At 72.7% G+C, this 24,299-nt stretch carries 22 protein-coding genes and 1 pseudogene; 12 read left to right on the top strand and 11 right to left on the bottom strand.

What is annotated here, in order from left to right:
* Positions 1-116 precede the first annotated feature (116 nt).
* The 8 genes from BLV05_RS19985 (at position 117) to BLV05_RS19950 (ending at position 8,000) form a co-directional block, all read left to right on the top strand.
* On the top strand, positions 117-794 hold the full coding sequence (locus tag BLV05_RS19985) for a response regulator transcription factor (RefSeq protein ID WP_046769191.1): 678 nt from the start codon (positions 117-119) through the stop codon (positions 792-794).
* A 1-nt stretch (position 795) separates the two neighbouring features.
* Positions 796-2,184: a sensor histidine kinase gene (locus tag BLV05_RS19980; RefSeq protein ID WP_197683222.1), complete on the top strand. Its 1,389-nt coding sequence runs from the start codon at positions 796-798 to the stop codon at positions 2,182-2,184.
* A gap of 11 nt (positions 2,185-2,195) precedes the next feature.
* A complete protein-coding gene (locus BLV05_RS19975; protein ID WP_046769190.1) occupies positions 2,196-2,777 on the top strand; it encodes a hypothetical protein in 582 nt (193 codons plus the stop codon).
* Positions 2,774-3,361 carry a hypothetical protein gene (locus BLV05_RS19970; protein WP_052762528.1) on the top strand — a complete coding sequence of 196 codons (588 nt, stop codon included), beginning with the start codon at positions 2,774-2,776 and terminating at the stop codon, positions 3,359-3,361. The genes BLV05_RS19975 and BLV05_RS19970 overlap by 4 nt, the downstream gene beginning before the upstream one ends.
* A 33-nt stretch (positions 3,362-3,394) precedes the next feature.
* Positions 3,395-3,985, top strand: coding sequence for a hypothetical protein (locus tag BLV05_RS19965; RefSeq protein ID WP_046769189.1), 591 nt, complete (start codon positions 3,395-3,397; stop codon positions 3,983-3,985).
* Positions 3,986-4,055: 70 nt separating this feature from the next.
* Positions 4,056-4,664 carry a hypothetical protein gene (locus BLV05_RS19960; RefSeq protein WP_152690780.1) on the top strand — a complete coding sequence of 203 codons (609 nt, stop codon included), beginning with the start codon at positions 4,056-4,058 and terminating at the stop codon, positions 4,662-4,664.
* A gap of 39 nt (positions 4,665-4,703) precedes the next feature.
* Positions 4,704-5,423, top strand: coding sequence for a DinB family protein (locus tag BLV05_RS19955; protein ID WP_046769187.1), 720 nt, complete (start codon positions 4,704-4,706; stop codon positions 5,421-5,423).
* Positions 5,424-5,489: 66 nt separating this feature from the next.
* A complete protein-coding gene (locus tag BLV05_RS19950; protein WP_082155288.1) occupies positions 5,490-8,000 on the top strand; it encodes a DNA gyrase/topoisomerase IV subunit A in 2,511 nt (836 codons plus the stop codon).
* Positions 8,001-8,440: 440 nt separating this feature from the next.
* On the opposite strand, the gene BLV05_RS19945 is transcribed toward BLV05_RS19950, so the two are convergent.
* The 3 genes from BLV05_RS19945 to BLV05_RS19935 form a co-directional block, all read right to left on the bottom strand.
* A complete protein-coding gene (locus tag BLV05_RS19945; RefSeq protein ID WP_197683208.1) occupies positions 8,441-10,057 on the bottom strand; it encodes a transposase in 1,617 nt (538 codons plus the stop codon).
* A 252-nt stretch (positions 10,058-10,309) separates the two neighbouring features.
* Positions 10,310-10,909: a TetR/AcrR family transcriptional regulator gene (locus BLV05_RS19940; RefSeq protein WP_046769478.1), complete on the bottom strand. Its 600-nt coding sequence runs from the start codon at positions 10,907-10,909 to the stop codon at positions 10,310-10,312.
* A 6-nt stretch (positions 10,910-10,915) separates the two neighbouring features.
* A complete protein-coding gene (locus BLV05_RS19935; protein WP_231948567.1) occupies positions 10,916-12,478 on the bottom strand; it encodes an MFS transporter in 1,563 nt (520 codons plus the stop codon).
* 241 nt (positions 12,479-12,719) lie between these two features.
* Between BLV05_RS19935 and BLV05_RS19930 the strand changes: the two genes are divergently transcribed.
* The 3 genes from BLV05_RS19930 to BLV05_RS19920 are packed head-to-tail and all read left to right on the top strand — an operon-like array spanning position 12,720 to position 15,734.
* Entirely contained in the window at positions 12,720-13,442 is a 723-nt protein-coding gene (locus tag BLV05_RS19930; protein WP_046769477.1) for an LppX_LprAFG lipoprotein, read from the top strand.
* On the top strand, positions 13,426-15,189 hold the full coding sequence (locus BLV05_RS19925) for an MFS transporter (RefSeq protein WP_046769476.1): 1,764 nt from the start codon (positions 13,426-13,428) through the stop codon (positions 15,187-15,189). Before BLV05_RS19930 ends, BLV05_RS19925 begins: the two co-directional genes overlap by 17 nt.
* A gap of 44 nt (positions 15,190-15,233) precedes the next feature.
* On the top strand, positions 15,234-15,734 hold the full coding sequence (locus BLV05_RS19920; protein ID WP_046769475.1) for a beta-class carbonic anhydrase: 501 nt from the start codon (positions 15,234-15,236) through the stop codon (positions 15,732-15,734).
* Here the strand turns inward: BLV05_RS19920 and BLV05_RS19915 are convergent.
* Positions 15,731-16,588 carry an LLM class F420-dependent oxidoreductase gene (locus BLV05_RS19915; RefSeq protein ID WP_083421344.1) on the bottom strand — a complete coding sequence of 286 codons (858 nt, stop codon included), beginning with the start codon at positions 16,586-16,588 and terminating at the stop codon, positions 15,731-15,733. The genes BLV05_RS19920 and BLV05_RS19915 overlap by 4 nt on opposite strands.
* Before the next feature lie 49 nt (positions 16,589-16,637).
* Between BLV05_RS19915 and BLV05_RS19910 the strand changes: the two genes are divergently transcribed.
* Positions 16,638-17,120 carry a GNAT family N-acetyltransferase gene (locus tag BLV05_RS19910; RefSeq protein WP_046769473.1) on the top strand — a complete coding sequence of 161 codons (483 nt, stop codon included), beginning with the start codon at positions 16,638-16,640 and terminating at the stop codon, positions 17,118-17,120.
* A 326-nt stretch (positions 17,121-17,446) separates the two neighbouring features.
* On the opposite strand, the gene mnhG is transcribed toward BLV05_RS19910, so the two are convergent.
* From mnhG to BLV05_RS19875, 7 genes and pseudogenes are all read right to left on the bottom strand, one after another.
* On the bottom strand, positions 17,447-17,794 hold the full coding sequence (gene mnhG, locus BLV05_RS19905) for a monovalent cation/H(+) antiporter subunit G (RefSeq protein WP_046769472.1): 348 nt from the start codon (positions 17,792-17,794) through the stop codon (positions 17,447-17,449).
* Positions 17,791-18,063 carry a monovalent cation/H+ antiporter complex subunit F gene (locus tag BLV05_RS19900; RefSeq protein WP_046769471.1) on the bottom strand — a complete coding sequence of 91 codons (273 nt, stop codon included), beginning with the start codon at positions 18,061-18,063 and terminating at the stop codon, positions 17,791-17,793. The genes mnhG and BLV05_RS19900 overlap by 4 nt, the downstream gene beginning before the upstream one ends.
* Positions 18,060-18,617, bottom strand: coding sequence for a Na+/H+ antiporter subunit E (locus BLV05_RS19895; RefSeq protein ID WP_197683221.1), 558 nt, complete (start codon positions 18,615-18,617; stop codon positions 18,060-18,062). Before BLV05_RS19895 ends, BLV05_RS19900 begins: the two co-directional genes overlap by 4 nt.
* Positions 18,614-20,193, bottom strand: a pseudogene (locus BLV05_RS19890) (Na+/H+ antiporter subunit D). Before BLV05_RS19890 ends, BLV05_RS19895 begins: the two are co-directional and overlap by 4 nt.
* Positions 20,190-20,669, bottom strand: a complete 480-nt coding sequence (locus BLV05_RS19885) for a Na(+)/H(+) antiporter subunit C (RefSeq protein ID WP_046769470.1) — start codon at positions 20,667-20,669, stop codon at positions 20,190-20,192. The pseudogene BLV05_RS19890 and the gene BLV05_RS19885 overlap by 4 nt, the downstream one beginning before the upstream one ends.
* A complete protein-coding gene (locus tag BLV05_RS19880; RefSeq protein ID WP_046769494.1) occupies positions 20,666-23,608 on the bottom strand; it encodes a Na+/H+ antiporter subunit A in 2,943 nt (980 codons plus the stop codon). The genes BLV05_RS19885 and BLV05_RS19880 overlap by 4 nt, the downstream gene beginning before the upstream one ends.
* An 89-nt stretch (positions 23,609-23,697) precedes the next feature.
* Entirely contained in the window at positions 23,698-24,102 is a 405-nt protein-coding gene (locus tag BLV05_RS19875) for a hypothetical protein (protein ID WP_046769469.1), read from the bottom strand.
* Positions 24,103-24,299 lie beyond the last annotated feature (197 nt).

The following is a 24,299-nucleotide window of genomic DNA, read 5'->3' as shown; positions in this document are numbered from 1 at the left end:
GATGCGTTTCGGTGCGTCGGGTGTCACCCCGATGACAGCAATGTTGCCTCGCGGTCGCTGTGAGATCCCTGAGAGCCGCCGCCGGCGGCCCTGTGCGGCAGGGCATGCTTGACGACATGCGGGTGCTGGTGGTCGAGGACGAACGCGGGCTGGCCCGCGCGCTGCACCGCGGGCTGACGGCGGAGGGGTTCTCCGTCGAGCTCGCCCATGACGGCCTCGACGGCCTGCACCTGGCCCGCGAGCACACCTACGACGTCATCGTGCTCGACATCATGCTGCCGTCGCTGTCGGGCTACCGCATCTGCCAGGCGCTGCGGGCCGAGGGCAACTGGGTGCCGATCCTCATGCTGTCGGCGAAGGACGGCGAGTACGACCAGGCCGACGGCCTCGACGTCGGCGCCGACGACTACCTCACCAAGCCGTTCTCATACGTCGTGCTGGTCGCGCGGCTGCGGGCGCTGCTGCGCCGTGGCGCGCCGGCCCGGCCGGCCGTCCTCAGCGCCGGCGATCTCCGGCTCGACCCGGGCGCGAAGACGGTGCGCCGCGGCGACGCCGACCTGACGCTGACGCCGCGCGAGTTCGGCGTGCTCGAGTTCCTCATGCGCCGCGCCGACGAGGTCGTCTCCAAGCGCGACATCCTCGAGCACGTCTGGGACGCCCACTACGACGGCGACCCCAACGTCGTCGAGGTCTACGTCGGCTATCTGCGGCGCAAGATCGACACCCCGTTCGGGCGGGCGGCGCTGCAGACCGTGCGCGGCGCCGGCTACCGGCTGAGCGGCGACGGCGGCTGACGTGGCCGTGTTCGGCCGGATGAGCCTGCGGGCCCGGCTCACGCTGGCGGCCACCGCGATGGCGGCGGTCGGCCTGGGCATCGGCGGCCTGCTGCTGCTGATCGCGCTGGACCGGGCGCTGCTCGGCGCGCTGGACGAGACCGCGCAGCGGCAGGGCCAGGACATCGCGACCCTGGTCGAGTCCGACCGGCTGCCCGACCCGCTACCCGGCTTCGGCGCCGTCGTCGCGCAGGTGCTCGACTGCGAGAACCGGGTGGTCGCCTCGACCCCCGGCGGCGACCGCCTCACCCCCGTGGTCGCGGGCGACGACCTCGCCGCGGTCCGCGCCGGCGAGGCGATCGACCTCGACGGCACCCGGCTCGGCCAGCCCGAGCCGCTGCGCGTCGTCGGCGTGCCGGCCGAGACCGCCGGCGAGTCGCGGCTGGTCATCGTCGCCGTCTCGCTGGAGGAGCAGCAGCGCAGCGTCCGGTTCGCGATGATCGGCGTGGTCGCCGGCGGCCTCGCCGTCGTCACTGCGCTGGGGGTGCTGAGCTGGCTGGTCATCGTCCGCGCGCTGCGCCCGGTCGACCGGCTGCGCGGCGGCGCCGAGGAGATCACCGGCGCCGGCGGCGGACACCGGCTGCCGGTCCCGGCCGGCGACGACGAGCTCAGCCGGCTCGCCATGACCCTCAACGACATGCTCGGGCGGCTGGACGCGGCGTCGGCCCGGCAGCGCGCGTTCGTCGCCGACGCCGCCCACGAGCTGCGCAGCCCGATCGCCGCGCTGCGGACCGAGCTGGAGGTCGCGCTCGCCCACCCTGACGCCGTCGACCCGCACGACACCGCCCGCGAGGCGCTGGTCGAGGTCGAGCGGATGGCCCGGCTGGTCGACGACCTGCTGGTGCTCGCGCACCTCGACAACCCGCGGCCGGTGCGGCGCGACGAGCTGATCGACCTCGGCGAGCTGGCCATTGAGGTGGCCGAGGGCGCCGGCGGGGGCGACCGGGTGGCGGTGCGGGTCGACGCCGGCGACGACGTGTACACGCGCGGGCACCGCGACTCGCTCTCCCGGGTGCTGCGCAACCTGGTCGACAACGCCGTCCGGCACGCGTCGTCGCAGGTCGTGGTGGCTGCGTCCACCGGCGGCGGTTCGGTGCGGGTGGCCGTGGCCGACGACGGCGCCGGCGTGCGCGCCGCCGACCGCGAGCGGATCTTCGAACGCTTCACCCGCCTCGACGACGCCCGCGACCGCGACGCCGGCGGGTCCGGGCTGGGCCTGGCGATCGCCCGCGAGATCGTCGTCGCCCACGGCGGTGCGGTGGTCGTCGAGGACGCCGAGCCGGGCGCCCGGTTCGTCGTCACGCTGCCGGCCGCCAAGGCCACCATCGGCGCGCCGGAAGCCGTGTTCTAAGGTTGTCGGCCATGCCGGAGTTCGTCCTCCGTCCGTCCCTTCGACACCGTCCGCTGGTCCTGCCCGCCATCCTCATCGTCGCGCTGTGCGTCGTCGTCGGCGCCCGGTTCGGCTGGCCCGGGGTGCTGGTGGGGCTCGCGGTCGCCGCCGTCGCCATCGTCGTGCCCCTCACCGGCTACCTGAGGCGCGCGCGGATCGTCGTCACGCCGTCGCAGATCGCGGTCCGCGGGCTGGTCACGCACAAGCGGGCGGACCGCGACCAGGCCGCGTCGATCGTCCGAGCCGTGATCGTCGCGCCGCGCGCTCCGAAGAACGACACCATCTTCGTCCTGGACCGTGACGAGAAGCTGCTGCTGCGCATCCACGGGATCGACTACCCGACCGCGGACCTGGACCGGCTGGTCGAGGTCCTCGGGTTGCCGGCGACGACGGCGGACCGGCCGGTGACCGCGCCCGAGCTGGCGCAGCGCTACCCGGGCCTCGTGCCGTGGATCCAGCGGCACCCGGTCATGTTCGCGCTGGCCGCGACGCTGGTCATCGTCGTGGTGGTCATCCCGGTGGCCGTCACCATCACCCTCACCATCATCGGGTGAACGGGGCCGTGGACCTGGAGTTGCGGCCGTCGGCGCGGCGCGTGCGCACCGTCATGGTGACCGCCGGGCTGGTGTTCGGCATGTTGGTGCTGGTGGCGACGGCCGCCGGCGGGCTGCCCGGACTGTTGCTGTCGCTGGCGCTGTGCGCCGCCGGACTGTTTCTCGGGTACGCCTACCTGCGGCGGGCGCGGATCGTCGTCACGGCGACGGACATCGCGGTGACCGGATTCCGCACTCGGCGGCTGCCGCTGTCCGAGGTGACGACCGTCGTGCGGGCGAGCGTCGTGCCGGCCCGCGGCCCGGTGGCGCCGACCCTGTTCCTGCGCGGCGCCGGCGACCGCGTCGTCCTGCGGATCCGGGCCGATTACTACGAGACGGGCGACCTCGACCAGCTGGTCCGGCGTATCGGGCGGCCCGCGATCGAGCACGACCGGCCGATGACCGCGGCCCAGCTGGCCGCCGAGCACCCCGGCATCGTGCCGTGGGTGGAGCGGCGGCCGATCGCGTTCTCGTTCGCGGTCGGCTTTGGCATGGTCGTGCTGGTGATCCTGATCGCCGCCGTGATCGTGGCGCTGTCCGCCTGAGGCCGGCGGCCGTCGTGCCCTAGGGTATGTGCCGTGTCCGGAACCGACGTCCTCGTCCTGCGCCCGGCTCCGGGCCCGCGCCGCCTGGTCTACAGGATCACCACCGTCATCCCCGTCGTCCTCGTGATCGCCGGCGTGCTGGCCGAGGGGCGACCGGCCCTGATCACCGGCATCGGCCTCGCGCTGGTGTTCGCCGCCGCCATGGCCGTCTACCTGTGGCGCTCACGCATCATGGTCACCCCCACCGAGATCTCGGCGCGCGGCCTGTGGTTCCACCGCCGCCGCGACCGCGCGAACGCCGCTTCGCTCATCCGGATGACGGTGGTCCATCCCGGCGCCGCGCCCGCCGAGACCATCGTCGTCCTCGATCCGGGCCAGCGGGCCCTGCTGCGCATCAACGCCGCCCTCTACTCCGCCGCCGACCTCGACCGGCTGGTCGACCACCTCGGCCTGCCGGTCGCCGGGTCGGACCGCCCCGTCACCGCCGCCCAGTTCGCCCGTGAAGAGCCCGAGGCCGCCGGCTGGGTCCAACGGCACATGCTGGCCTTCATCCTGCTCTGCGCCTTGGGCTTCGCCGTCCTGGCGCTCGTCCTCGGCACGGTGATCGCGGCGGTGTCGGGCTGACCCGGTTCATCTGGGACTGACGTCAAACCTCGCGGTCGGCTACCGTCGTCTCACGCCTATGATGCTGGCCGTGCCCGGACCTCCGCCAGGATCGCCGCCCGGAGCCGCACTCGTGCTGCGGCCGTCGCTGCGCCGCTACCTGAGCACCGTCAAGTGGTCGCTGCTGCCGATCGTCGTGCTCCTGGCGGCGCTGCTGCTGCGCGGCGGCGGGTTCGGCGCCGTCGTCTCGCTGATCGTCATCGCGCTGACGTCCAGCATCGGACCGGCGTGGTTCCGGCGCGCCGCCCTCACCGTCACACCGTCTGAGCTCGCCGTGACCGGCCTGATCCGCACCCGCCGCGTCCCGCGCGACGCCGTCGGGTCGATCGTCACCGCGGCGCTCCCCCGCACCCACAAGAACAGCCGCAGCCTCGCCCACCTCTACGTCCTGGACCGCGGCGGCCGGCGGCTGGCCCGCCTGAAGGGCGGCCGCTGGGTCGAGGACGACATGCGCCGGCTCATCGCCACCCTCGGCGTCGAGACGTTCAAGCTCGGCCGGCTCGCCTCACCGCGCGCCCTCGCCCGCCGCTACCCGCACGCCGTCCCCCTCCTCGAGCGCTACCCCGTCCTCGCCGGCGCCCTCGTCGTCGTCCCCACGGTGGTGGCGATCTTCCTGATCTCGCGCGAGTTCTCGTCCTGATGGGCGACCTTGTCGGTGCTCGGACCTAGCATGCGGAGCATGACACGTTATGTCGACGAGGATCTGCACGGTGCGGAGTTCCGCGAGTGCGATCTGACCGGGGCGCGCCTCATCGGCGTCGTCATGCAGGACGCCGTGATCGACGGGCTCGTCACGAACCTCGTGGTGAACGGTGTCGAGGTCACCGAGTACGTCGAGGCAGAGCTCGACCGGCGTCATCCGGTGCGGGTGCTGATCCGCTCCGAGGACCCTGCCGATCTGCGCGAGGCATCGCGTCAACTCCATGCCGCCTGGGCCGCCACGATCGAGCGAATCCGCCGGACGCCCGGCATCGAGCGCCGCAGCGTGAACGACGAGTGGTCGGCGGTGCAGACGATGCGCCACCTGGTCTTCGTCCACGACTCGTGGTTCCGCCGCTGCTGCCTAGGCTCGACGGAGCTGTTCACGCCGATGGGCATCGGGACGACCGTCGAGCCCTACCGTGCAGCGCACGGGCTCGACCCATCGCTCGATCCGGCCCTCGACGAGATCGTGAGCGTGCGTGACGCCCAGGCCGCCGAGCTCGAGGCCTGGCTCGACGACGTCACCGCTGCGCAGCTCGCGGCGCGAGCGCCGGTGCCCGACGACGACGTCTGGCCACCGTACGCCCGGGGCCGCTCGGTACTGCAGTGCCTCCGGACGGTGCTCAACGAGACCTTCGAGCACCACCGCTTCTGCGTCCGCGACCTCGACCTGATCGAGGCACAGGACGCTGAGTAGGGCCGGCGACGGCGTCCTGCGGGTCGTTGCACGGCGGAGGACCCCGGCAGGGTGACAATGGTCGGCATGGCACGCCGGACCACGACACCCCCGCCTGAGGACTTCGAGGAAGTCATCCTCGACGTCGACGTCTCGGAGGAGATGCGGGGCAGCTTCCTCGAATACGCATATTCGGTCATCTACTCCCGCGCCATCCCGGACGCCCGCGACGGGCTGAAGCCGGTACAGCGCCGGATCCTGTTCCAGATGAACGAGATGGGTCTGCGCCCCGACCGCCCGCACGTGAAGTGCGGCCGCGTCGTCGGCGACGTGATGGGCAAGCTGCACCCGCACGGCGACGGCGCCATCTACGACACGCTGGTGCGCATGGCGCAGCCGTGGGCCATGCGCGTGCCGCTGGTCGACGGGCACGGCAACTTCGGCTCGCTCGATGCCGGCCCGGCCGCCTACCGGTACACCGAGTGCCGCATGAGCGAGCCGGCCATGCTGCTGGTGCGCTCGCTCGACGAGAACGTCGTCAACATGGTGCCGAACTACGACGGCCAGTTCGAGCAGCCCGAGGTGCTCCCGGCGGCGTTCCCGAACCTGCTGGTCAACGGCGCCACCGGCATCGCTGTCGGCATGGCGACGAACATGGCGCCGCACAACCTCGGCGAGGTCGTCGACGCCACCCGGCACCTGCTGGCCCACCCGGACGCGTCGCTGGACGACCTCATGCGGTTCGTCCCCGGGCCGGACCTCCCCAGCGGCGGCCGGATCATCGGGCTCGACGGCGTCCGCGAGGCGTACGAGACCGGCCGCGGCGCGTTCAAGACCCGCGCGACCGCCCGCGTCGAGAACATCACGGCGCGCCGCAAGGGCATCGTCATCACCGAGCTGCCGTACATGGTCGGCCCGGAGCGGGTCCGCGAGCGCATCGTCGAGCTCGTCCGCAACAAGAAGCTGCAGGGCGTGGCCGACGTCGTCGACTACACCGACCGCAACACCGCGCTGCGCCTCGTCATCGAGCTGAAGAGCGGGTTCGTGCCCGAGGCGGTGCTGGAGGAGCTGTACCGCCTCACCCCGCTCGAGGACTCTTTCTCCATCAACAACGTCGCGCTGGTCGACGGGCAGCCCCGGACGCTGGGGCTCAAGGAGCTGCTCGAGGTCTTCATCGCGCACCGCCTCGAGGTCGTGCGGCGGCGCAGCGAGTTCCGTCGCACCAAGGCGGCCGACCGGCTGCACCTCGTCGACGGCCTGATGGTCGCGCTGCTCGACATCGACGAGGTCATCGCCGTCATCCGGTCGTCCGACGACGCTTCGGCCGCCCGCGAGCGGTTGATGGCGGTCTTCGACCTGTCCGACATCCAGGCCCGGTACATCCTCGACACCCCGCTGCGCCGGCTCACCCGGTACGACCGGCTGGAGCTGGAGAAGGAGGGCGAGGAGCTGCGTCGCACGATCGCCGAGCTGACGGCGCTGCTGGAGAACGAGGGGCTGCTGCGGCAGGCGGTCTCCGACGAGCTGGCCGAGATCGCCGCCGCACACGCAACGCCGCGGCGCACCGTCCTGCTGGAGGAGTCCGGCGCGGTCACGCCGCGGGCCGGCGCCGCCGCGCTGGAGATCGCCGACGACCCGTGCCAGGTGCTGCTGTCGTCGTCCGGCCTGCTCGCCCGCACGGCCGGCGAGGAGCCGCTCGTCCACGGCGACAAGCGGTCCAAGCACGACGTCATCGTGTCGGTGGCCGCTTCGACGGCGCGCGGCCAGGTCGGCGTCGTCACGTCGACTGGCCGGGTGGTGCGGCTGTCCGTGCTCGACCTGCCGGCGCTCCCGCCGACGGCGGCCTTGACGCTGGCCGGCGGCGCGGCGATCAAGGAGTTCGTCGAGCTCGACCCCGGTGAGCGGGCGCTCGCGCTGACGACGTTCTCCGAGTCCTCGCCCGGCCTGGCCCTGGGGACGGAGCGCGGCGTGGTCAAGCGCGTCGTCCCTGAACACCCGGGCAAGGACACCTACGACGTCATCCGCCTCGATGACGGCGACCGCGTCGTCGGCGCCGTCGAGCTGCGCACCGGCGACGAGGACCTCGTGTTCGTCACCACCGACGCCCAGCTGCTGCGCTTCCCCGCGTCGTCGGTCCGGCCGCAGGGCCGGGCGGGCGGTGGGATCGCCGGCATCAAGCTGTCGTCCGGCGCGAAGGCCACCTTCTTCGGCTCGGTCGACCCCGGCCACTCGGGCGCCGTCGTCACCATCTCCGGGTCGTCGACGGCGTTGCCGGGGACACAGCCGGGTGCGGTCAAGGTCACGCCGTACTCGGAGTACCCGGCCAAGGGGCGGGCCACCGGCGGGGTTCGGTGTCACCGATTCCTCAAGGGCGAGGACACCTTGCTGCTGGCCTGGGCCGGCGCTGCGCCCGCCCGAGCGGCGGCCGCGAGCGGCGTGCCGATCGAGCTGCCCGACGCCACGGGCCGTCGGGACGGGTCGGGCATCGTGGTGGCGCAGCCGATCGCCGCGGTCGGTGGACCGCTCGCCGCCGGCGATGATTCCGAGCCGGCTCAGGTCGAAACGGCCACCGATGGGGAACAGTTGGCGTTGGAGTAGCAGACGTTAGCCAGCCCCCTGCTGCTCTCCATTGTCGGGGGCGCGCCCCAAGAATGGCCCCGGCCCCAAGCCTTCATGAAGGCGACCTCCGCCGGCCTCTCACCGTCGTGGGTGGCGGGGCGACCGACTCCGCTGTTGGTCACCCTCCGCTGGCCGCCTGCGGGAGATCATCACCCGCCGCATGTGCACCTCACCCGCCAGAGCGCCGCATCCGGCCCCGAACCGACCCCAATACGGCCCCCAGGCGAGTGAGGTGCACCCCAAGCGAGCGAGGTGCCCCACCAGCCCGCCGGAAAGCGCTCACCCACGCCCCGTTCCATGATCATCAAAGAAACGGTGCGCCCCGGAGCCCGTTGCTCTTTGCGGGTTGTGGGTGGCGGGCGTGGTTCTGGCTGATGGGCGCGGCTTCGTGGGCGTGTCGGGTCGGTGCTGGTGGCCTGTCAGGCGGTGGCAAGCTGGGTGGTGGTGATGCCGTTGGTGGCGATCTTGAGCAGGTTGGTGACGGCGGCGGCGAGGGAGAGTTCGGCTTGGACGGCGTCGATGCCGCGGCGGGCGAAGCCACGTCGTAGTCCGCGGCGGTCTTTGAGCCAGCCGTTGGGGGCTTCGACCATCGGGGCGCGGCGGGCGTAGAGGGCGTGCCCGTCGTCGGTGCGCAGCCGGTGGTCCATCTGTTCGCGGGTGGTGGCGTCGGGTGGTGGTGGGCCGGTGGCCGGGTCGGTGGCGGCGGCCTGGTTCAGGTCGCGTCGGGTGGCGTTGGCGATGAGCCGGTCCGGGCCGGGCGCGGTCAGGTTGGCGTGGCTGTCGTAGCCGGCGTCGCCGATCATGGTGCCCACGGCGAGGTCGTCACGGCCGGTGTGCTCGGCCAGCATGCCGGCGGTGGCGGTGACGTCGTTCATGGTCGGGACGAACTGGTGCACGTCGTTGGCGTCCTGGGTCGCGCGGGCGGAGATGATGAACCCGTCGGCGCTGGTCGCGGTCTGGCAGTTGTAGCCCTGCATCCAGCCGTTGCGGGTCTTGAGCAGCCGGGAGTCCGGGTCGGTCAGGTTCGCCCGGTGAGCGCTGGTGGTGGTGTCCGGGCCGGGTGTGGCCGGTTCGGCCTGGCGGGCCAGGGCGTCCTGGTAGGCTTGGCGCAGCCGCATCACCGTGGGGTGGTCGTCCGGTGCCGCGGTCGGGGTGCCGGGCAGCCGGTGTCCTCGTGCGGCCGCAGCGGCGGCCTTGACCTGGTAGGCGTCGAAGCGGGCCTGGGCGCGGTCGTGTTCACGCTGCCAGCGGGCCCGAGCCACCGCCACCGGGTCCGCGGCCTTCGGTGCCTGCCCCGTCGGAGCCCGGCCGGCCGGGTCACCGGCCTTCGCGACGTATTCCGCCGCCGCGGCCCGCTCGGCCTCGGTCCCGGCCTGCTCGGCGGCCCGGCGTCGTTCGATCTCGGCCAGCGCCTGGCTGATCCGCTCACCGCGGCGGGACCGGTCGGTCAGGTCCTCGGGCAGCTCGTCCCCGCGCTGGTCCTCGCCGAACAGCTCATCTTCGGCGTCATCGGTGGCCGCGGCCCGACCCAGATACTGCCGGGCGAGTTTGCGCAGGTGCGCCTCGGACCGGTTCGCTCCCATCGACGCGTTCGCGGCGATCTTGGTGCCGTCGAAGGCCACCGTCCCGAGCCGGACCATGCCCAGTTCCGTGGCCAGCAGCAGCGACGCGGTCAGCAGGTCTTCCAGCGCCTGCCCGTGGTCGCGGCGGAACCGGGCCAGCACCGTGTGGTCGGGCACATCGGAGGCGCAGATGATCCGGAACGCCACATCGGTGCCGCACAACCGTTCGATCTGCCGCGACGAGGACACCCCGTGCGCCATCGCGTAGATGAACAAGGTGAGCAGCATGTCCGGGTCGAAGCCCCGCCGGCCCACCGAGCCGAGCCTGGCCCGGGCGTGGAACGCGGTCGTGTCCATCCGCTTCACCGCCGCGATCACGAACCACACCAGATGATCACCGGGCAGCCAGTCCGTCATCGACGGCGGCAACAGAAACGCCTGGTCACGATCGACCGGCCGGTATCCCTTCGCCATGACCCGCACCATTCCAAACCATGATCAACCAGGCCAGACGCCACGCCGAGACAAAAAGCAACAGGCTCCCCGACGCCCCGAAACTTTGATGATCATGGAACGGGCGGACAGGGCCAGAGGAGGCCAGCGGACAGCGAACAGCCAGCGGACCCGAAAGCCCGGCCCACTTTCCGGAAGGCCCCTGATGGCTGTTCGAACGAGGCCGCGCCCTCGACAATCGAACAGCAGGGGGCCGAGGAACCCGGCCAACCTCTATCTCCGCGCGACTCCGTTCAACACGCCGTCGAGGAACTGCTCGAGCTGCTCCCGGGAAGGGCTGCGATCCGGGTTGTGCAGCATCCAGTGCAGCGTCGGCGCGGTGACGATCTCGGCCAGGACGTCGAGGTCGAGATCGTCGCGGAGTTCGCCGCGGTCGATGCCGCGTTGGAGGGCGGCCATGGTCACGGCGCGGCGGGGGCGGATGACCGACTCGCGGTACTGGGCGTCGAGCGCCGGGTAGCGGGCCATCTCGCCGATGAAGCAGGCGTACACCTTGCGGTTGCGCGCCGACTCGCGGCCACGCGCCGCGGCCTCGGCCAGGGTGAGCAGATCGTCGCGGATGGAGGTGCCGGGCAGCGTCGGCGGCGGGCCCTTGAGCTCCGCGACGGCGTCGCAGATGAGGTCCTCGAGGCCCTTCCACCGTCGGTAGATGGTGGTCTTGCCGACGCCGGCCCGGGCGGCGACGCCCTCGATGGTGGTGCCGGCGATGCCGGACTCCGCGAGCAGTTCGAGCGTCGCCTCGATGATCGCCCGGTCGGCGTCCTCGCTGCGCGGCCGGCCGCTGCGCCGCTCCACCCGAGCGATCCGCGTCATGTCAGATCACGTCCTCGCTGTCTCCGGCTCCGGCGTCTCCGGTGCCCCGGCCGGGACGGACGGCGCCCGCGAGGCCGACCGGCCGGGCAGGAACACCGCGACGACGACCACGCTCAGCGCCGCGACCGCGGCTCCCAAGAAGGCTACCCAGTGCACGCCGCCGATGAAGGCGTCGAACGCCGGGCCGCGGACCTGCGCGACGACGCCGGCGCGCTCGGCCGCCTGCATGGTGGTGCCGATCGACTCGCCGGCGGCGTGCCGGATGTCCTCGGGCAGCACGCTGACCGCGTCCTCCACTCCGGTGCGGTAGCGAGCGGACAGCACCGCGCCCAGGACGGCGACCCCGAGGGCGCCGCCGACCTGCCGCATCGTGTTGTTGACGGCGGAGCCGACGCCGGCCTTCTCGCGCGGGACGGCGGCCATGACGGCGGTCGTGGCGGGCGGCATGACGTTGGCGATGCCGGCGCCCTGGATGAAGAACGCGGCGAGCAGGAACCACAGCGGCGTGGTCTCGTCGATGAACCCCATCGCCACCAGGCTGAGCGCGACCAGGCTCAACCCGGTCGCCGTCACCGCGCGGATGCCGAACCGCCGCACCATCGTCTCCGACAGCGTCGAGAACACCGTCTGCGCGATCGCGAACGGCAGGAACATCAGGCCGGCCTCCAGCGGCGAGTACCCGCGGACGATCTGCAGGTAGAAGGTCATGAAGAAGAACGTCCCGAGCATGGCGAAGAAGACCAGCCCGATCGTCGTCACCGACGCGGAGAACACCGGGTTGCGGAACAGCCCGATGTCCAGGGCGGGGTGCGTCGAGCGGCGCTCGTACCAGACGAACAGCACCAGCACGGCCAGGCCGCCGGCGACCGAGCCCCAGACCAGCGGGTCGGTGACGGTGGCCCGCTCGCCGCCCTCGATGATGCCGTAGACGAGCAGCGTCAGGCCGACGATCGACAGCAGCACGCCGCCCGGGTCCAGCCGGCCCGGCGACGGGTTGCGCGACTCCGGGACGAGCCACGCGATCAGCGCCAGCCCGATGACCACGACCGGCACGTTGATGAGGAACACCGACCCCCACCAGAACCGCTCCAGCAGCGCGCCGCCGAGCACCGGCCCGAGCACGATCGAGATGCCGACGGACGCGACCCAGATGCCGATGGCCCGGCCGCGCTCCTCCGGCTCGAAGACCTGGGTGATGATCGCGAGCGTCGCCGGCATGACCGCGGCAGCGCCGATGCCCATGAACGCGCGGGCGGCGATCAGTTGCTCCGGCGACGACGCGTACGCCGACACGGCCGAGGCGATGCCGAACAGCAGCAGGCCGAACATGAGCATGCGCCGGCGGCCGAACCGGTCGCCGAGCAGGCCGAACGTGAACAGCAGTCCGGCGAAGACGAGGGTGTACGAGTTGATCGCCCACTCCAGTTCGCTCTGGGTGGCCGAGAGATCGTCCTGGATGGTACGGAGCGCGACGTTGAGCACCGTGTTGTCGAGCACGACGACGAGCAGGCTCACGACGAGGACGCCGAGAATGCTCCATCGCCGTTGGTGGATCGTCGCTTGGTCCACGATGGCGAGTCCTTCCGTGCTGAATCGCTTTCGATACGGAGCCGTCCCGTATCGGTAACGGGTCGACCGTAGACCCGTCGTGAGCGATACGCAACAGGTTCGTATCGGAATCCACGGACTCTCAGCGAAATCACAGCCGCGAGCGCGCATCGTGGCCGCGCACCGAACGTGAGGAGAGCAGTCGATGTCCAGGTCGGGTGTCGTGGGTCACGACGCAGGGAAAGGCTGGCAGACTGCCGTCATGCGCCACGCCGCTCGCCGGATCCTGCCCGCAGCGCTCGTCGTCGCCGCGCTGACGCTCACCGCGTGCAGTGACGACGGCGACGGTGGTAGCGGCGGGGGCGAGACCGACGGCGACCCGCAGGCGCAGCTGGAGACCGCCGCCGACCTGCTCAACGAGGCGTCCAGCGTCACGTTCGTGCTCGAGGGCGAGGACCTCCCCGACGACGGCACGGTCGTCGTCGGCGGCGAAGGCGTCGCGGTGCCGCCGTCGTCGTTCGAGGGCGAGATCCGCATCCGTGCGGGCGCGCTGCCGGCCACCATCGAGGTCGTCTCCGTCGACGGGACGCTGTGGGCGCAGCTGCCGCTGACCAGCGGGTTCGACGAGGTCGACGCCGAAGAGCTCGGGTTCGGCGACCCCGGCCTGCTGATCGACCCCGACCACGGCGTCAGCCAGCTGCTCACGTCCGGCACCGAGATCACCGCCGGCGAGCAGATCCGCGTCGACGGCGACGTCTACGACCAGGTCGAGTCGGTGCTGCCGGGCGAGCTGGTCGGCGAGGTGCTCACCATCGCCGACCCGTCCGCCGAGGTGCAGGCCGTGTGGGCGCTCGACGCCGAGACCGGCCAGCTGCGCCAGGCCACGCTGACCGGCCCGTTCTACGACGGCGGCGACGAGCAGACCTACACCGTCAGCCTCGACGACTACGACGAGCCCGCCGAGATCAGTGCTCCGGAGAGCTGAGCGCACCGGCCAGGCCGCGCTCGTCCTCGGGGTCGTCGGCGTCCTGCTGGCCGCCGCCGACACCTACGTCATCGTCCTGGCGCTACCGGACATGATGGTGGGCGTCGGGCTGGACGTCGACGAACTCCAGCGCGCCGCTCCCCTGGTCTCAATGTTCCTGCTCGGCTACGTGGTCGTGCTGCCGCTGGTCGGACGGGTGTCGGACGTGACCGGGCGGCTGCCGGTGCTGACCGCCTCGCTGCTGGTGTTCACCGCCGGGTCGTTGCTGACGGCGTCGGCGGACGGCGTCGCGGGCGCGATCGTGGGCCGGTTCCTGCAGGGCGCCGGCGGCGGGGCGCTGGTCCCGGTGACGCTGGCGCTGGTCGCCGACCTGTGGCCGCCGGAGCGCCGGGGTGTGCCGCTCGGGCTGGTCGGGGCCGTGCAGGAGCTGGGCTCGGTGCTCGGGCCGCTGTTCGGCGCGGCGATCCTGGCCGTGGCCGACTGGCGGGCGATCTTCTGGGTGAACTTCGTGGTCGGCGCCCTGCTGTTCGCGGGGACGGCCGCCACCCGCCGTCGGGCCGCGGCGGTCGACGCCGACGCGGACGCGGACGGCAGCGCGCCGCCGCCCGCCGGCCGGTTCGACGTCGCCGGCGCCGTCCTCGGGCTGGCCGCGCTGGCCTGCGGGGGCGTCGCCGTCACCCGGCCGTCGTCGCTGGAGCAGAGCGTCCAGTGGGGCGAGCTGCTGGTGCCCCGCTCCGAGGGCCGGGACTGGACGACGCCGCTCGCGCTGGCCGCGTTCGTGCTGGTCGTGGCGTTCGTCGCCCGCGAGCTGACCGCCCGCCATCCGTTGCTGCCGCTGCGCCGAACGCCATCGGTGCTGCGCGCGGCCGACCTGCCGGGCGCCCTGCTGCTCGGCGTCGCGCTCGGCGGCATCGTGCTGACGTTCGCCACCGCCGACCCCGCCGAGGAGCTGATGGCGCCGTCCGGACCCTGGCTGCTGGCCGGATCCGCCGTCGCGCTGGCGGCGTTCGGCTGGCGGCAGCGCCGGGCCGCAGCGCCGCTCGTCCCGCCCGCCGCGATCCGGGCCAGGCCCGCGTGGGGCGCGCTGGTCGTCAGCCTGTTCGTCGGCGCGGCGTTGGTCGCGGTCGTCGTCGACGTCCCGATCCTCGCCCGCACCGTCCTCGACGGCGCCGACCAGTTGGACGCCGCGCTGGTGCTGCTGCGCTTCCTGGTCGCGCTGCCTGTGGGCGCGCTGCTCGGCGGCTGGCTGCTGCACCGGTACGGCCCGGCGCTGCTGGCCGGCGCCGGCATGGCGCTGGGCACGGCCGGGCTCGCGGTGATGGCGACCTGGGGCGTCGGCTCACTGGACGGCATCGGCGACGACGCGGTGCTGGTGGCGGCCGGGCTCGGGTTCGGGCTGGCGATCGCGCCGGTGAACGCCGCGCTGCTCGCCGCGGCGCCGCGCGAGACCCACGGCGTTGCCAGCGCGCTGCTCGTCGTCGCCCGGATGGTCGGCATGCTGGCCGGACTGTCGGCGCTGACCGCGATCGGGCTGCGGCGGCTCTACTCCGTCCAGGCCGGCATCGAGTCGCCGACCGTCCTCTGCCCCGACTCCCCCACCGACTGCGACCCGTACGACGACGCCGTCCGGCAGGCGATCGTCGAGCAGTTGCAGGCGACGTTCACCGGCGCGGCCGTCTGCGCGGCGGCCGCCGCGGTGGGTGCCGTGCTGCTGCTGCGGCACCGGGCCCGTACCGTGGAGGCGTGACAGCGCCGTCGCGATGCCCCCGTTCCTTCGTGTAGAGGAGCCCGATGCAGACCGACGAGTTCGCCGACGTCCTGGCCGGCAACGACGACTACGCGGCCAAGTTCGCGCTGTCCGGCCTCGAGCCGGTCGCGGCACGCGGGCTGGCCGTCGTCACCTGCATGGACTCCCGCATCGAGCCGCTGGACATGCTGGGCCTGAAGCCGGGCGACGCGAAGATCATGCGCAACGCCGGCGCCCGGGTCACCACCGACGTGCTGCGCACGCTGGCGCTGGCGACGCACCTGCTCGGCGTCACGCGCATCATGGTGGTGGCGCACACCCGATGCAAGATGGCCAGCGCCACCGCCGACGAGGTGGTCGCCGCGATCGAGCAGTCCACCGGCATCGACGTCCGCAGCCTCGACTTCCAGCTCATCGCCGACCAGGAGGCCACGCTCGTCGAGGACGTCCAGAAGATCCGCTCGTGGCCGTACCTGCCCCCTACCGTCCCCGTCGGCGGCTTCCGCTACGACGTCGACACCGGCCGGCTCACCCAGCTGGCCTAGGTCAGCGCCGGGGCGAGCGCCCGCCACTCGGCCCGCGGCGGGCCGGGCCGGGCGGTGAGGACCTGGACGCAGACGTGGTCGGCGCCGGCGGTGTGGTGGTCGGCGACGCGTCGCGCGACGGTGTCGGGGTCGCCCCACGCGATCAGTGCATCGACCAGCCGCCAGCTGCCCGAGCCCGACACGTCGTCGTCGGTGAAGCCGAGGCGGCGCAGGTTGTTCACGTAGTTCGGCAGGCCGAGGTAGAACTCGACAACCGGTCCGGCGATGCGCAGCACCTCGTTCTCGTCCGTCGACAGCACGACCTTCTGCTCCGGCGCCAGCAGCGGCCCGTCGCCGAGGACCTCGCGGGCGAGGCGAGTGTGCTCGGGCGTGACGAGGTAGGGGTGCGCACCGAGGCTGCGCTCGCCCGCCAGCCGCAGTGTCCGCGGCCCGAGCGCGGCGACGGCCCGCTTCGCCGCCGGTACCCCCGCCGCATCGAGCCGGTCGAGATAGTCGGCGACCTTGCTGTACGGACGCTGGTACGTCTGGCCGCTCTGCTCGACGAACTCGGCGTGGCCCGCACCGACGCCCAGCAGCAGCCGGCCGGGGTAGGCGCCGTCGACGCGGTCGAACGCCGCGGCCACCTCGTCGGCGGGCTCCGTCCACACGTTGACGATGCCGGTGGCGGCGGTCAGCCGCGTCGTGGCGGTGAGGACCTGCTCAGGACGGAGGAGGTCGCCCTCGGCGCCCCCCAGCCAGGCCGCGCCGTAACCCAGCGCCTCCAGCTCGGCGAACGCGTCCTTCACCTCGGCCTGGTCAGCGGGCCAGTTCCGCGCCCCGACCCACACCCCTGCTCGTCCTACGTCGATCGTCATACAGTGGCCAACCGGCGAGCGGCACGGCGTCTTCCCTTACGCTCGATCCGTGCCGCAGACGTTCCGTGCCCCGACCGAAGCCGACCAGGCCGCGCTACTGCGGCTGAACAACGACCACGCCCTCGAGCTGTCCGAGCTCACCGCCGACGAGTTCCGCGGGCTGCTGAAGGTGGCCTGGCGGGTCCGGGTCACCGACGACCTCAGCGCGATGGTCATCGCGTTCGACCAGGACACCTCCCGGGTCAGCCAGAACTTCGACTGGTTCAAGGCCCGCCACCCGCGCTTCGCCTACGTCGACCGGGTCGTCGTGGCGCCGGCCGCGCGCGGGCAGGGGCTGGCGCGGGCGCTCTACGAGGACGTCATCGCGGCGGCGCGGGCCGACGGCCAGCAGTTGCTGTGCGCCGAGGTCAACCTCGACCCGCCGAACCCGGCGTCCGACGCCCTGCACACGTCGATGGGGTTCACGCCGGTCGGCTCGGCGGCGCTGGTCGGCACGGCAAAGTCGGTGCGCTACTACTCCCGGCCGATCTGAGCGCGGCGCAGTCGGCCACGCAGCGTGGGTGGCGTTGCTGTCGTGCAAGCAACAGTGCTGCCACCCAGCCGGTGCAGTGATCTCACCCGCTGGGCGCTGGGCCGGACGGTGTGCGGCCGCCTTGCAATGAGCACCGTGACGCACCACCCGCGCGCCGGGCGGAGCTTGGCACGGCCGGTCATCGCCGGCGCGTCCGGAATGTCGGCTTCAGAACGACGATCAGCAATGCCAAGCCACCATGGACGGTCGTGCCAAGGCCAGCCCGCGGCCAGGTGGTGCGTAGAGGTGCTCATTGCAAAGCACTGTGGACGGCCGGGCGGCGGGCGTCAGTCCCGGTTCTCCGCCTCCAGCGCGGGCGTCAGCTCGTCCACCAGCAGGGTGTCGCGACGGACGGCGCCGCGCCGGTAGGCGGCCCGGCCGACCATGTGCGCCGCCACCGGCGCGGTCATCAGCTGGAACAGCGCGACAGCCAGCAGCATGCCGACGTCGCTCCAGTCGCGCAGCCGCAGGCCGACGCCGACGAGGATGAGCAGCAGGCCGAGCACCTGCGGCTTGGTGCCGGCGTGCATGCGGCTGAGCAGGTCGGGGAACCGGATCAGGCCGATCGCCGCGATCAGCGACAGCGCGCAGCCGGCCACCAGGCAGACCGCGGAGGCGACGTCGAACGCGTTCACGAGCCCTCCCCCTTGTCGTCGTGCGCGGCGAAGCGGGCGACGCTGACCGAGCCGACGAAGCCGACCAGCGACAGCACGACCAGGATCGGCAACGTCGTCGCATGCCGGTTCAGCGCCGCCTCCAGGCCGAGCCCGGCCACGACGATGGCGATCAGCACGTCCATCGCGACGACCCGGTTGAGCATGGTCGGGCCGACGGCCATGCGGGTCAGCACCAGCACGGCGGCGACGCTCAGCATGGCCGCGCACACCCAGATGACGACGGTCATCGGCCCACCCCCTCGGACAGATACGCGGCCAGTTCCTCGTCCGACGCCAGCGCCCGCATGACCCGCTCCTCCTGGCGCAGCGCCCGCCGCCGCGCCTCCTCGACGTCGGCCTCGTCGCGGACGCCCAGCACGTGCAGGAACAGCGTCGACGTCGAGCGGCGGGCCTCGACGACGAGGCTGCCGGGGACGAGCGACAGCAGCTCGGCGGTGAGCGTCAGGTAGAGGTCCGAGCGGCTGCGCAGATCCACCTCGATGACGGCGTTGAGCGGCGGCCGCCCGATCCGCAGCGCCTGCCCGGCGACCTGCACGCTGGCGACGAACAGCTCGACGACGAACCAGCCGAGCAGCACGGCCAGCCCGCGCGCCCGGAGGCGGCCGCTGAACACAATGGGCGGCAGCGGGAACACCAGCGTGACGATGACGGCCACGACCAGCCCGGACAGCACGTTCGCCACGTTGACGCCGCCCCACAGCAGCACCCAGACGACGGTCAGCCCGATCAGCATCGGCCACTGCACCCCGTTCCGCCGCTCCGGCACGTCGTCGCGGCTCACGGCGCACCTTCCGGCAGGACGGCCTCGACGTACGGTGTGCGTTCGCGCAGGTCGGCGGCGGCGCGGTCGGTGAGCCCGAACAGCGGCCCGGCGAACACCGTCATGGCGACGCCGACCAGCAGCAGTACGGCGGCCGGCCCGGCCATCCCGGCCCGCAGCGCGACCTTGGCCACCTTGCTCGAGACCGGCGCCTCGGTGCGGACGGGCTTGCGGTGCAGGTCGGTCCTCGGCCCCGACGCGTCCTCCGGCTCCGCCGGAGGCGGCTGCCAGAACGCCCGGTTCCACGCCTTCGCCATCGCGTACAGCGTCAGCAGGCTGGTGACGACGCTGCCCGCGACCAGCACGTACGCCAGCCAGCCGCCGTCGTCGACGCCGGCCTGCATGAGCCCCAGCTTGCCGAGGAACCCGGAGAACGGCGGGATGCCGGCCAGGTTCATCGCCGGGACGAAGAACAGCAGCGCCAGTACCGGCGACAGCCGGGCCAGCCCGCCGAGCCGCTCCAGCGACGTGCTGCCGCCGCGGCGTTCGATCAGCCCGGCGACGAGGAACAGGTTGGTCTGGATGACGATGTGGTGGACCACGTAGTAGATGGCGCCGGACAGGCCGTCGTCGCTGGCCAGGGCCACCCCGAAGACCATGTAGCCGATGTGGCTGACCAGCGTGAACGACAGCATTCGCTTGAGGTCGTCCTGCGCGACGGCGCCGAGGATGCCGATCACCATCGTCAGCAGCGCCGCCCACAGCAGCAGATCCGACAGCGGGCTGTCCGGGAACAGCAGCGTCTGCGTCCGGATGATCGCGTAGACGCCAACCTTCGTCAGCAGGCCGGCGAAGACCGCGGTCACCGGCGCCGGCGCGGTCGGGTAGCTGTCCGGCAGCCACGCCGACAGCGGGAACACCGCGGCCTTGATCGCGAACGCCGTCAGCAGCATGAGCTGCAGCATCAGCGCCACGCCTGACGGCAACTCGTCCAGCCGCCCGGCCAGCTGGGCCAGGCTGACGGTGCCGGTGGCGGCGTAGACCAGCGCCAGCGCCGTCAGGAACACGATCGACGACGCCAGCGACACCACGACGTAGGTGCTGCCGGCCCGGATCCGGTCAGCGGTGCCGCCCAGCGTCAGCAGCACGTACGACGCGGCCAGCAGGATCTCGAAGCCGACGTAGAGGTTGAACAGGTCGCCGGACAGGAACGCGTTCGACACGCCCGCGACCAGGATCAGGAAGGTCGGATGGTAGATCGACAGCGGGGTGTCCGGCCCGTACTCCACCAAGCCCTGGCTCAGCGAGTACACCAGGACGCTCAGCGCCACGACCACCGACACCAGCAGCATCAGCGCGGACAGCCGGTCGGCGACCAGCGAGATGCCGATCGGCGCGGCCAGCCGCCGACGTGCATGACCTGCGGGCCGTCGGCGTCGGCCCGCGCCAGCAGGACGGCCGCGATGACCACCACGAGGCTGAGGACGACGACGCTGACCACCCGCTGCGCCCGGGCGGACCGGCCCAGCGCGAGCGCCAGCCCTGCGCCGAACAGCGGCAGCACGACGGGCAGCGGGACCAGGACGGACGCGTTCACGGGCGCTCCCCCTCGGGTCCGACGGCAGCAGGCTCGCCCTCGGCGGACGGTTCGTCGGCGCCTTCCTCGTCCATCGTGCCGCCCGCGCTGTCGTCGTAGCTGGACGACACCTCGTCGCGCTCGGCGCGACGGCGGATCGCGGCGTCCTCGACGTCGTCCTGGACCTCGTCGTTCCCGTTGAGCTGCCAGGCCCGGTAGGCCATGGCCAGCAGGAACGCCGTCACCCCGAGCGTGATGACGATGGCGGTGAGCACCAGCGCCTGCGGCAGCGGATCGCTCATGTCGTCGACGTCGTTGAGGCCGACGATCGGCGCCCGCCCGGCCGGCCCGGACGCCACCAGGAACAGCGTGTTGACGCCGTTGCCGATGAGGATGACGCCCACCAGCACGCGGGTCAGGCTGCGCTCGAGCAGCAGGTACACGCCGGCGGCGAACAGCACGCCGACCACGACGACCAGGACCAGGTTCGCACTCACTGACTACCCCCTGACGCCTCGCGGCGGGCCGCCGTATGCGCCTCCTCCGCGGACTCGATGGACTCACCGGACTCGGCGTCGTCGCCGGCCTGCTCGTCGATGCCGCCGCCGAGGCTGCGCAGCACGTCGAGCATCAGCCCGACGACGACCAGGTACACGCCGATGTCGAAGAACAGCGACGTCACGAAGTGCACGTGCCCGACCAGTGGTAGCTCGAAGTCGACGACGGCGCTCTGCAGGACGTCGCCGCCGAAGGCCAGCGGCACCAGCCCGCTGCCGGTCGCGATGAACAGCCCGATGCCCAGGAGCAGGCCGGCGTCGACCGGCGCGGCCTCGTCCAGCTCGTGCCGTCCGCCGGCGAGGTAGCGGACCATCAGCGCCAGCCCGGCCACCAGGCCGCCGGCGAACCCGCCGCCCGGCGCGTTGTGCCCGACGAACAGCAGGTAGATCGAGAACACGATGACGACGTGGAACGCCAGCCGGGTGACCACCTCGAACAGGATCGAGCGGCCCTCCGGCGCGACGGTGCGGCCGGCCCGCAGCCACAGGTTGCGGTGCGGACGGCGCTCCGGCGACGTCGGCGCGCTGGCGATCGCGTCGTCCGGCCGGTGCCGCCCGGTCCGGCCGGTGATGAGGAAGATCAGGCTGGCCACACCGGTCGCGGCGACGACGAGGACGGAGATCTCGCCCATGGTGTCCCACGCCCGGATGTCGACCAACGTGACGTTGACGATGTTGTGCCCGCCGCCGTACGACACGGCCGGCTCGGCGAACCCGTCCGACACCGGGTCGGCGGTGCGGGCGCCCGACGCGGCCAGTGCCAGCCCGGCCATCACCAGGCCGACGACGACCCCGAGCCCCACCCGCCACCAGCGCGACTTCGTCAGCGGCCGGTCGGAGAAGTACGGCGGCAGTCGCCGCAGCACCAGCACGAAGATCACCAGGGTGACGGTCTCGACCAGCACCTGGGTCAGCGCGAGGTCGGGCGCGCCATGCAGGATGAACAGCATCGCCATGCCGTAGCCGGTGCCGCCGGCCAGCAGCACCGCCTTGAGCCGGCGCCGCGACCGCGCGGCGATGATCGCCGAAGTGATCATGATGGCGCCCACGACGGCCTGCCCGACGCTGTCCCACGCGCGGACGCCGGGACCGTCGGCCCACAGCTGCTGGGCCACCAGCACCCCGCCAGGCACCGTGACCACCACCAGGAAGATGACGGCGAGGTAGCTGGGCAGCGAACCGCGCTGGGTGGCGCCGGTGACCTCGACGGCGAGCCGGTCGACGCCGCGCATGATCGTCCGGTACGACGTCTCGGCGTCGGTCCGCGGGGCCAGCGCCGCCTCGACCCGGTCGACGCGGTCGCGCCAGCGGAACAGCACGATGCCCACCAGCACCGACGCGATCGACAGCAGCAGCGCGGTGTTGACGCCGTGCCACAACGTCAGCTCCGGCTCGTGCGCACCCTCGGGGAACAGGTCGGCGTACGGCTGCAGCAGCTCGGTTTCGAGCGGGCCGAGGAAGCCCAGCGCCAGCCCGCCGGCCGCCAGCACGACCGGCGCGGCGGAGAACCCGGCGGTCGGGAACTTGCAGTCCTTGCGCTCCAGCGGCGGCACGTCCGGCTTCACGGCGAACGCGCCCCAGACGAACCGGATGCTGTACGCGGCGGTCAGCGCGGACCCGGCGGCCAGCCCGGCGACCAGCGCCCAGCCGGCGAACGTCCCGATGCCGGTGCCGTCGCCGGTCTGCGCGATGTCGACGGCGGCGGCGTACGCGGTCTCCTTGGCGACGAACCCGGCCAGCGGCGGGATGGCCGCCATCGACGCGGCCGCGAGGATCGACGTCCACAGCAGCACCGGCAGCCGGCGGCCCAGGCCGGACAGCTCGCGCAGGTCGCGCGTCCCCGTCGCGCGGTCGACCAGGCCGACCACCAGGAACAGCGTCGCCTTGAAGAGCGCGTGTGCCACCAGCATCGCGACGCCGCCCAGCGCTGCGGCCCGGGTCCCGGCGCCGACCAGCACGATCAGGAAGCCGAGCTGGCTCACCGTCCCGTAGGCCAGCAGCAGCTTGAGGTCGGTCTGCCGCAGCGCCCGCAACCCGCCGAGCAGCATCGTCAGGACGCCGAGGGTCAGCAGCAGCGGCCGCCACGGCATCAGCCCGGCGAACGCCGGCGCGAACAGCGCGACCAGGTACACGCCCGCCTTCACCATCGCCGCCGCGTGCAGGTAGGCGCTGACGGGGGTGGGCGCGGCCATCGCGCCGGGCAGCCAGAAGTGGAACGGGATCAGCGCCGACTTCGACACCGCCCCGATCAGCACCAGCACGACGGCGACCGTGACGGCGTCGCCGCCGGGCGGGTTCGCCAGCACCTCGGAGATCCGGTACGTCCCGGCCGCCTGCCCGATGACGATGACGCCGACCAGCATCGCCAGCCCGCCGAACGTCGTCACCATGAGCGCCTGCATCGCCGCGCGCCGGTTCGCCTTGCGCTCCGGGTTGTGCCCGATGAGCAGGTACGACAGGACCGTCGTCAGCTCCCAGAACACGTACAGCACCAGCAGGTCGTCGGCCAGCACCAGCCCGAGCATCGCCCCGGCGAACGCCGTCAGCAGCCCCGCGAACCGCGGCAGGCCGGCGTCGTCACGGCGGAAGTACGCCGCGCAGTAGGCCAGCACCAGCGCGCCCACGCCGGTGACCAGCAGCGTCATCACCCACGTGAGGGTGGTGAGCCGGAAGGACAGCTCCAGCCCGAGCGACCCGACCCAGCGGACCCGCTGCTCGACGGCGCCGCCGTGGCGGACCTCGCCGGTCATCGCGGCGGCCCAGACGAACCCGGCGGCGGGCACGAGGGCCAGCACCAGCAGCGCCCGGCGGCGCAGCCAGGTCACCAGGGCAGGCGCCAGCGCCGCGGCCACCAGGTGCGCGGCGATCAGGGCCAGCATCATGAGCGGCTCTCACGGTCGGACAAGGGAAACCCTTCGATGGTGCCGCCTGCGGCGGGTCGCAGGGGCACATTCGCGCGGACGGAAGGTCAGACGGCGCCGTGTTCAGGAGGGGCGCGGCCGTCGACCGTGCCGGCAGGCGCCGGTGCGGACGGCCGCGCCGTGGTGTCACTGACCTTGTCGGCACCGGTGCGGACCACGCCGGTGGGCAGCGTCGCGTCGCTGACGACGGCGGAGTCGGGGCCGGCGTGGTCGCCGGCCGGCGTATGCGCGTCGTCGGCGGCGTGCCGTGCGGTGTCGTCGAGCAGCTGGTGGTCGCCGTCGGTGCGCGGCAGCGCGTTGGGGGTGATCTCGGCGGCCGGGTGGATGGCCGGGCCGGCGCCGCGCACGGTGTCGCCGCCCGCGGTGACCATGGCGGCCGCCAGCACGACGAGGCCGGCGGCGAGCAGCGCGGCGACGAGGCGCCGGAGCACGGTTCGAGGCGCGGTCACCATCAGTCGCACCTCCCCCGCAGCTCGCTCGTCGCCCTTACCCTACCGGTCCGGAGGCCCGCCTCCGGACCGCGCCGGACGCCGGACACGGCCGTCACCAGGGCGGCTGCACCGGTATTCCGACCGGAAGGGTGAGGAATCTCCCAGCGCACCACCACGGCAGGCGGCAGCGGTGGTGCGCTGGGAGATCCGGTGGGGTG

Source organism: Jiangella alkaliphila (assembly GCF_900105925.1).
GTDB lineage: Bacteria > Actinomycetota > Actinomycetes > Jiangellales > Jiangellaceae > Jiangella > Jiangella alkaliphila.
This window is presented reverse-complemented; position numbering and strand designations above follow the sequence as displayed.

Coding starts and splice junctions, on each gene's coding strand:
- BLV05_RS19940 (WP_046769478.1), bottom strand. CDS start 10,909: ATGACGCGGATCGCTCGGGTGGAGCGGCGCAGCGGCCGGCCGCGCAGC.
- BLV05_RS19900 (WP_046769471.1), bottom strand. CDS start 18,063: ATGACCGTCGTCATCTGGGTGTGCGCGGCCATGCTGAGCGTCGCCGCC.
- BLV05_RS19920 (WP_046769475.1), top strand. CDS start 15,234: ATGCAGACCGACGAGTTCGCCGACGTCCTGGCCGGCAACGACGACTAC.
- BLV05_RS19985 (WP_046769191.1), top strand. CDS start 117: ATGCGGGTGCTGGTGGTCGAGGACGAACGCGGGCTGGCCCGCGCGCTG.
- BLV05_RS19955 (WP_046769187.1), top strand. CDS start 4,704: ATGACACGTTATGTCGACGAGGATCTGCACGGTGCGGAGTTCCGCGAG.
- BLV05_RS19975 (WP_046769190.1), top strand. CDS start 2,196: ATGCCGGAGTTCGTCCTCCGTCCGTCCCTTCGACACCGTCCGCTGGTC.
- BLV05_RS19930 (WP_046769477.1), top strand. CDS start 12,720: ATGCGCCACGCCGCTCGCCGGATCCTGCCCGCAGCGCTCGTCGTCGCC.
- BLV05_RS19880 (WP_046769494.1), bottom strand. CDS start 23,608: ATGCTGGCCCTGATCGCCGCGCACCTGGTGGCCGCGGCGCTGGCGCCT.
- BLV05_RS19945 (WP_197683208.1), bottom strand. CDS start 10,057: ATGGCGAAGGGATACCGGCCGGTCGATCGTGACCAGGCGTTTCTGTTG.
- BLV05_RS19950 (WP_082155288.1), top strand. CDS start 5,490: ATGGCACGCCGGACCACGACACCCCCGCCTGAGGACTTCGAGGAAGTC.
- BLV05_RS19875 (WP_046769469.1), bottom strand. CDS start 24,102: ATGGTGACCGCGCCTCGAACCGTGCTCCGGCGCCTCGTCGCCGCGCTG.
- BLV05_RS19915 (WP_083421344.1), bottom strand. CDS start 16,588: ATGACGATCGACGTAGGACGAGCAGGGGTGTGGGTCGGGGCGCGGAAC.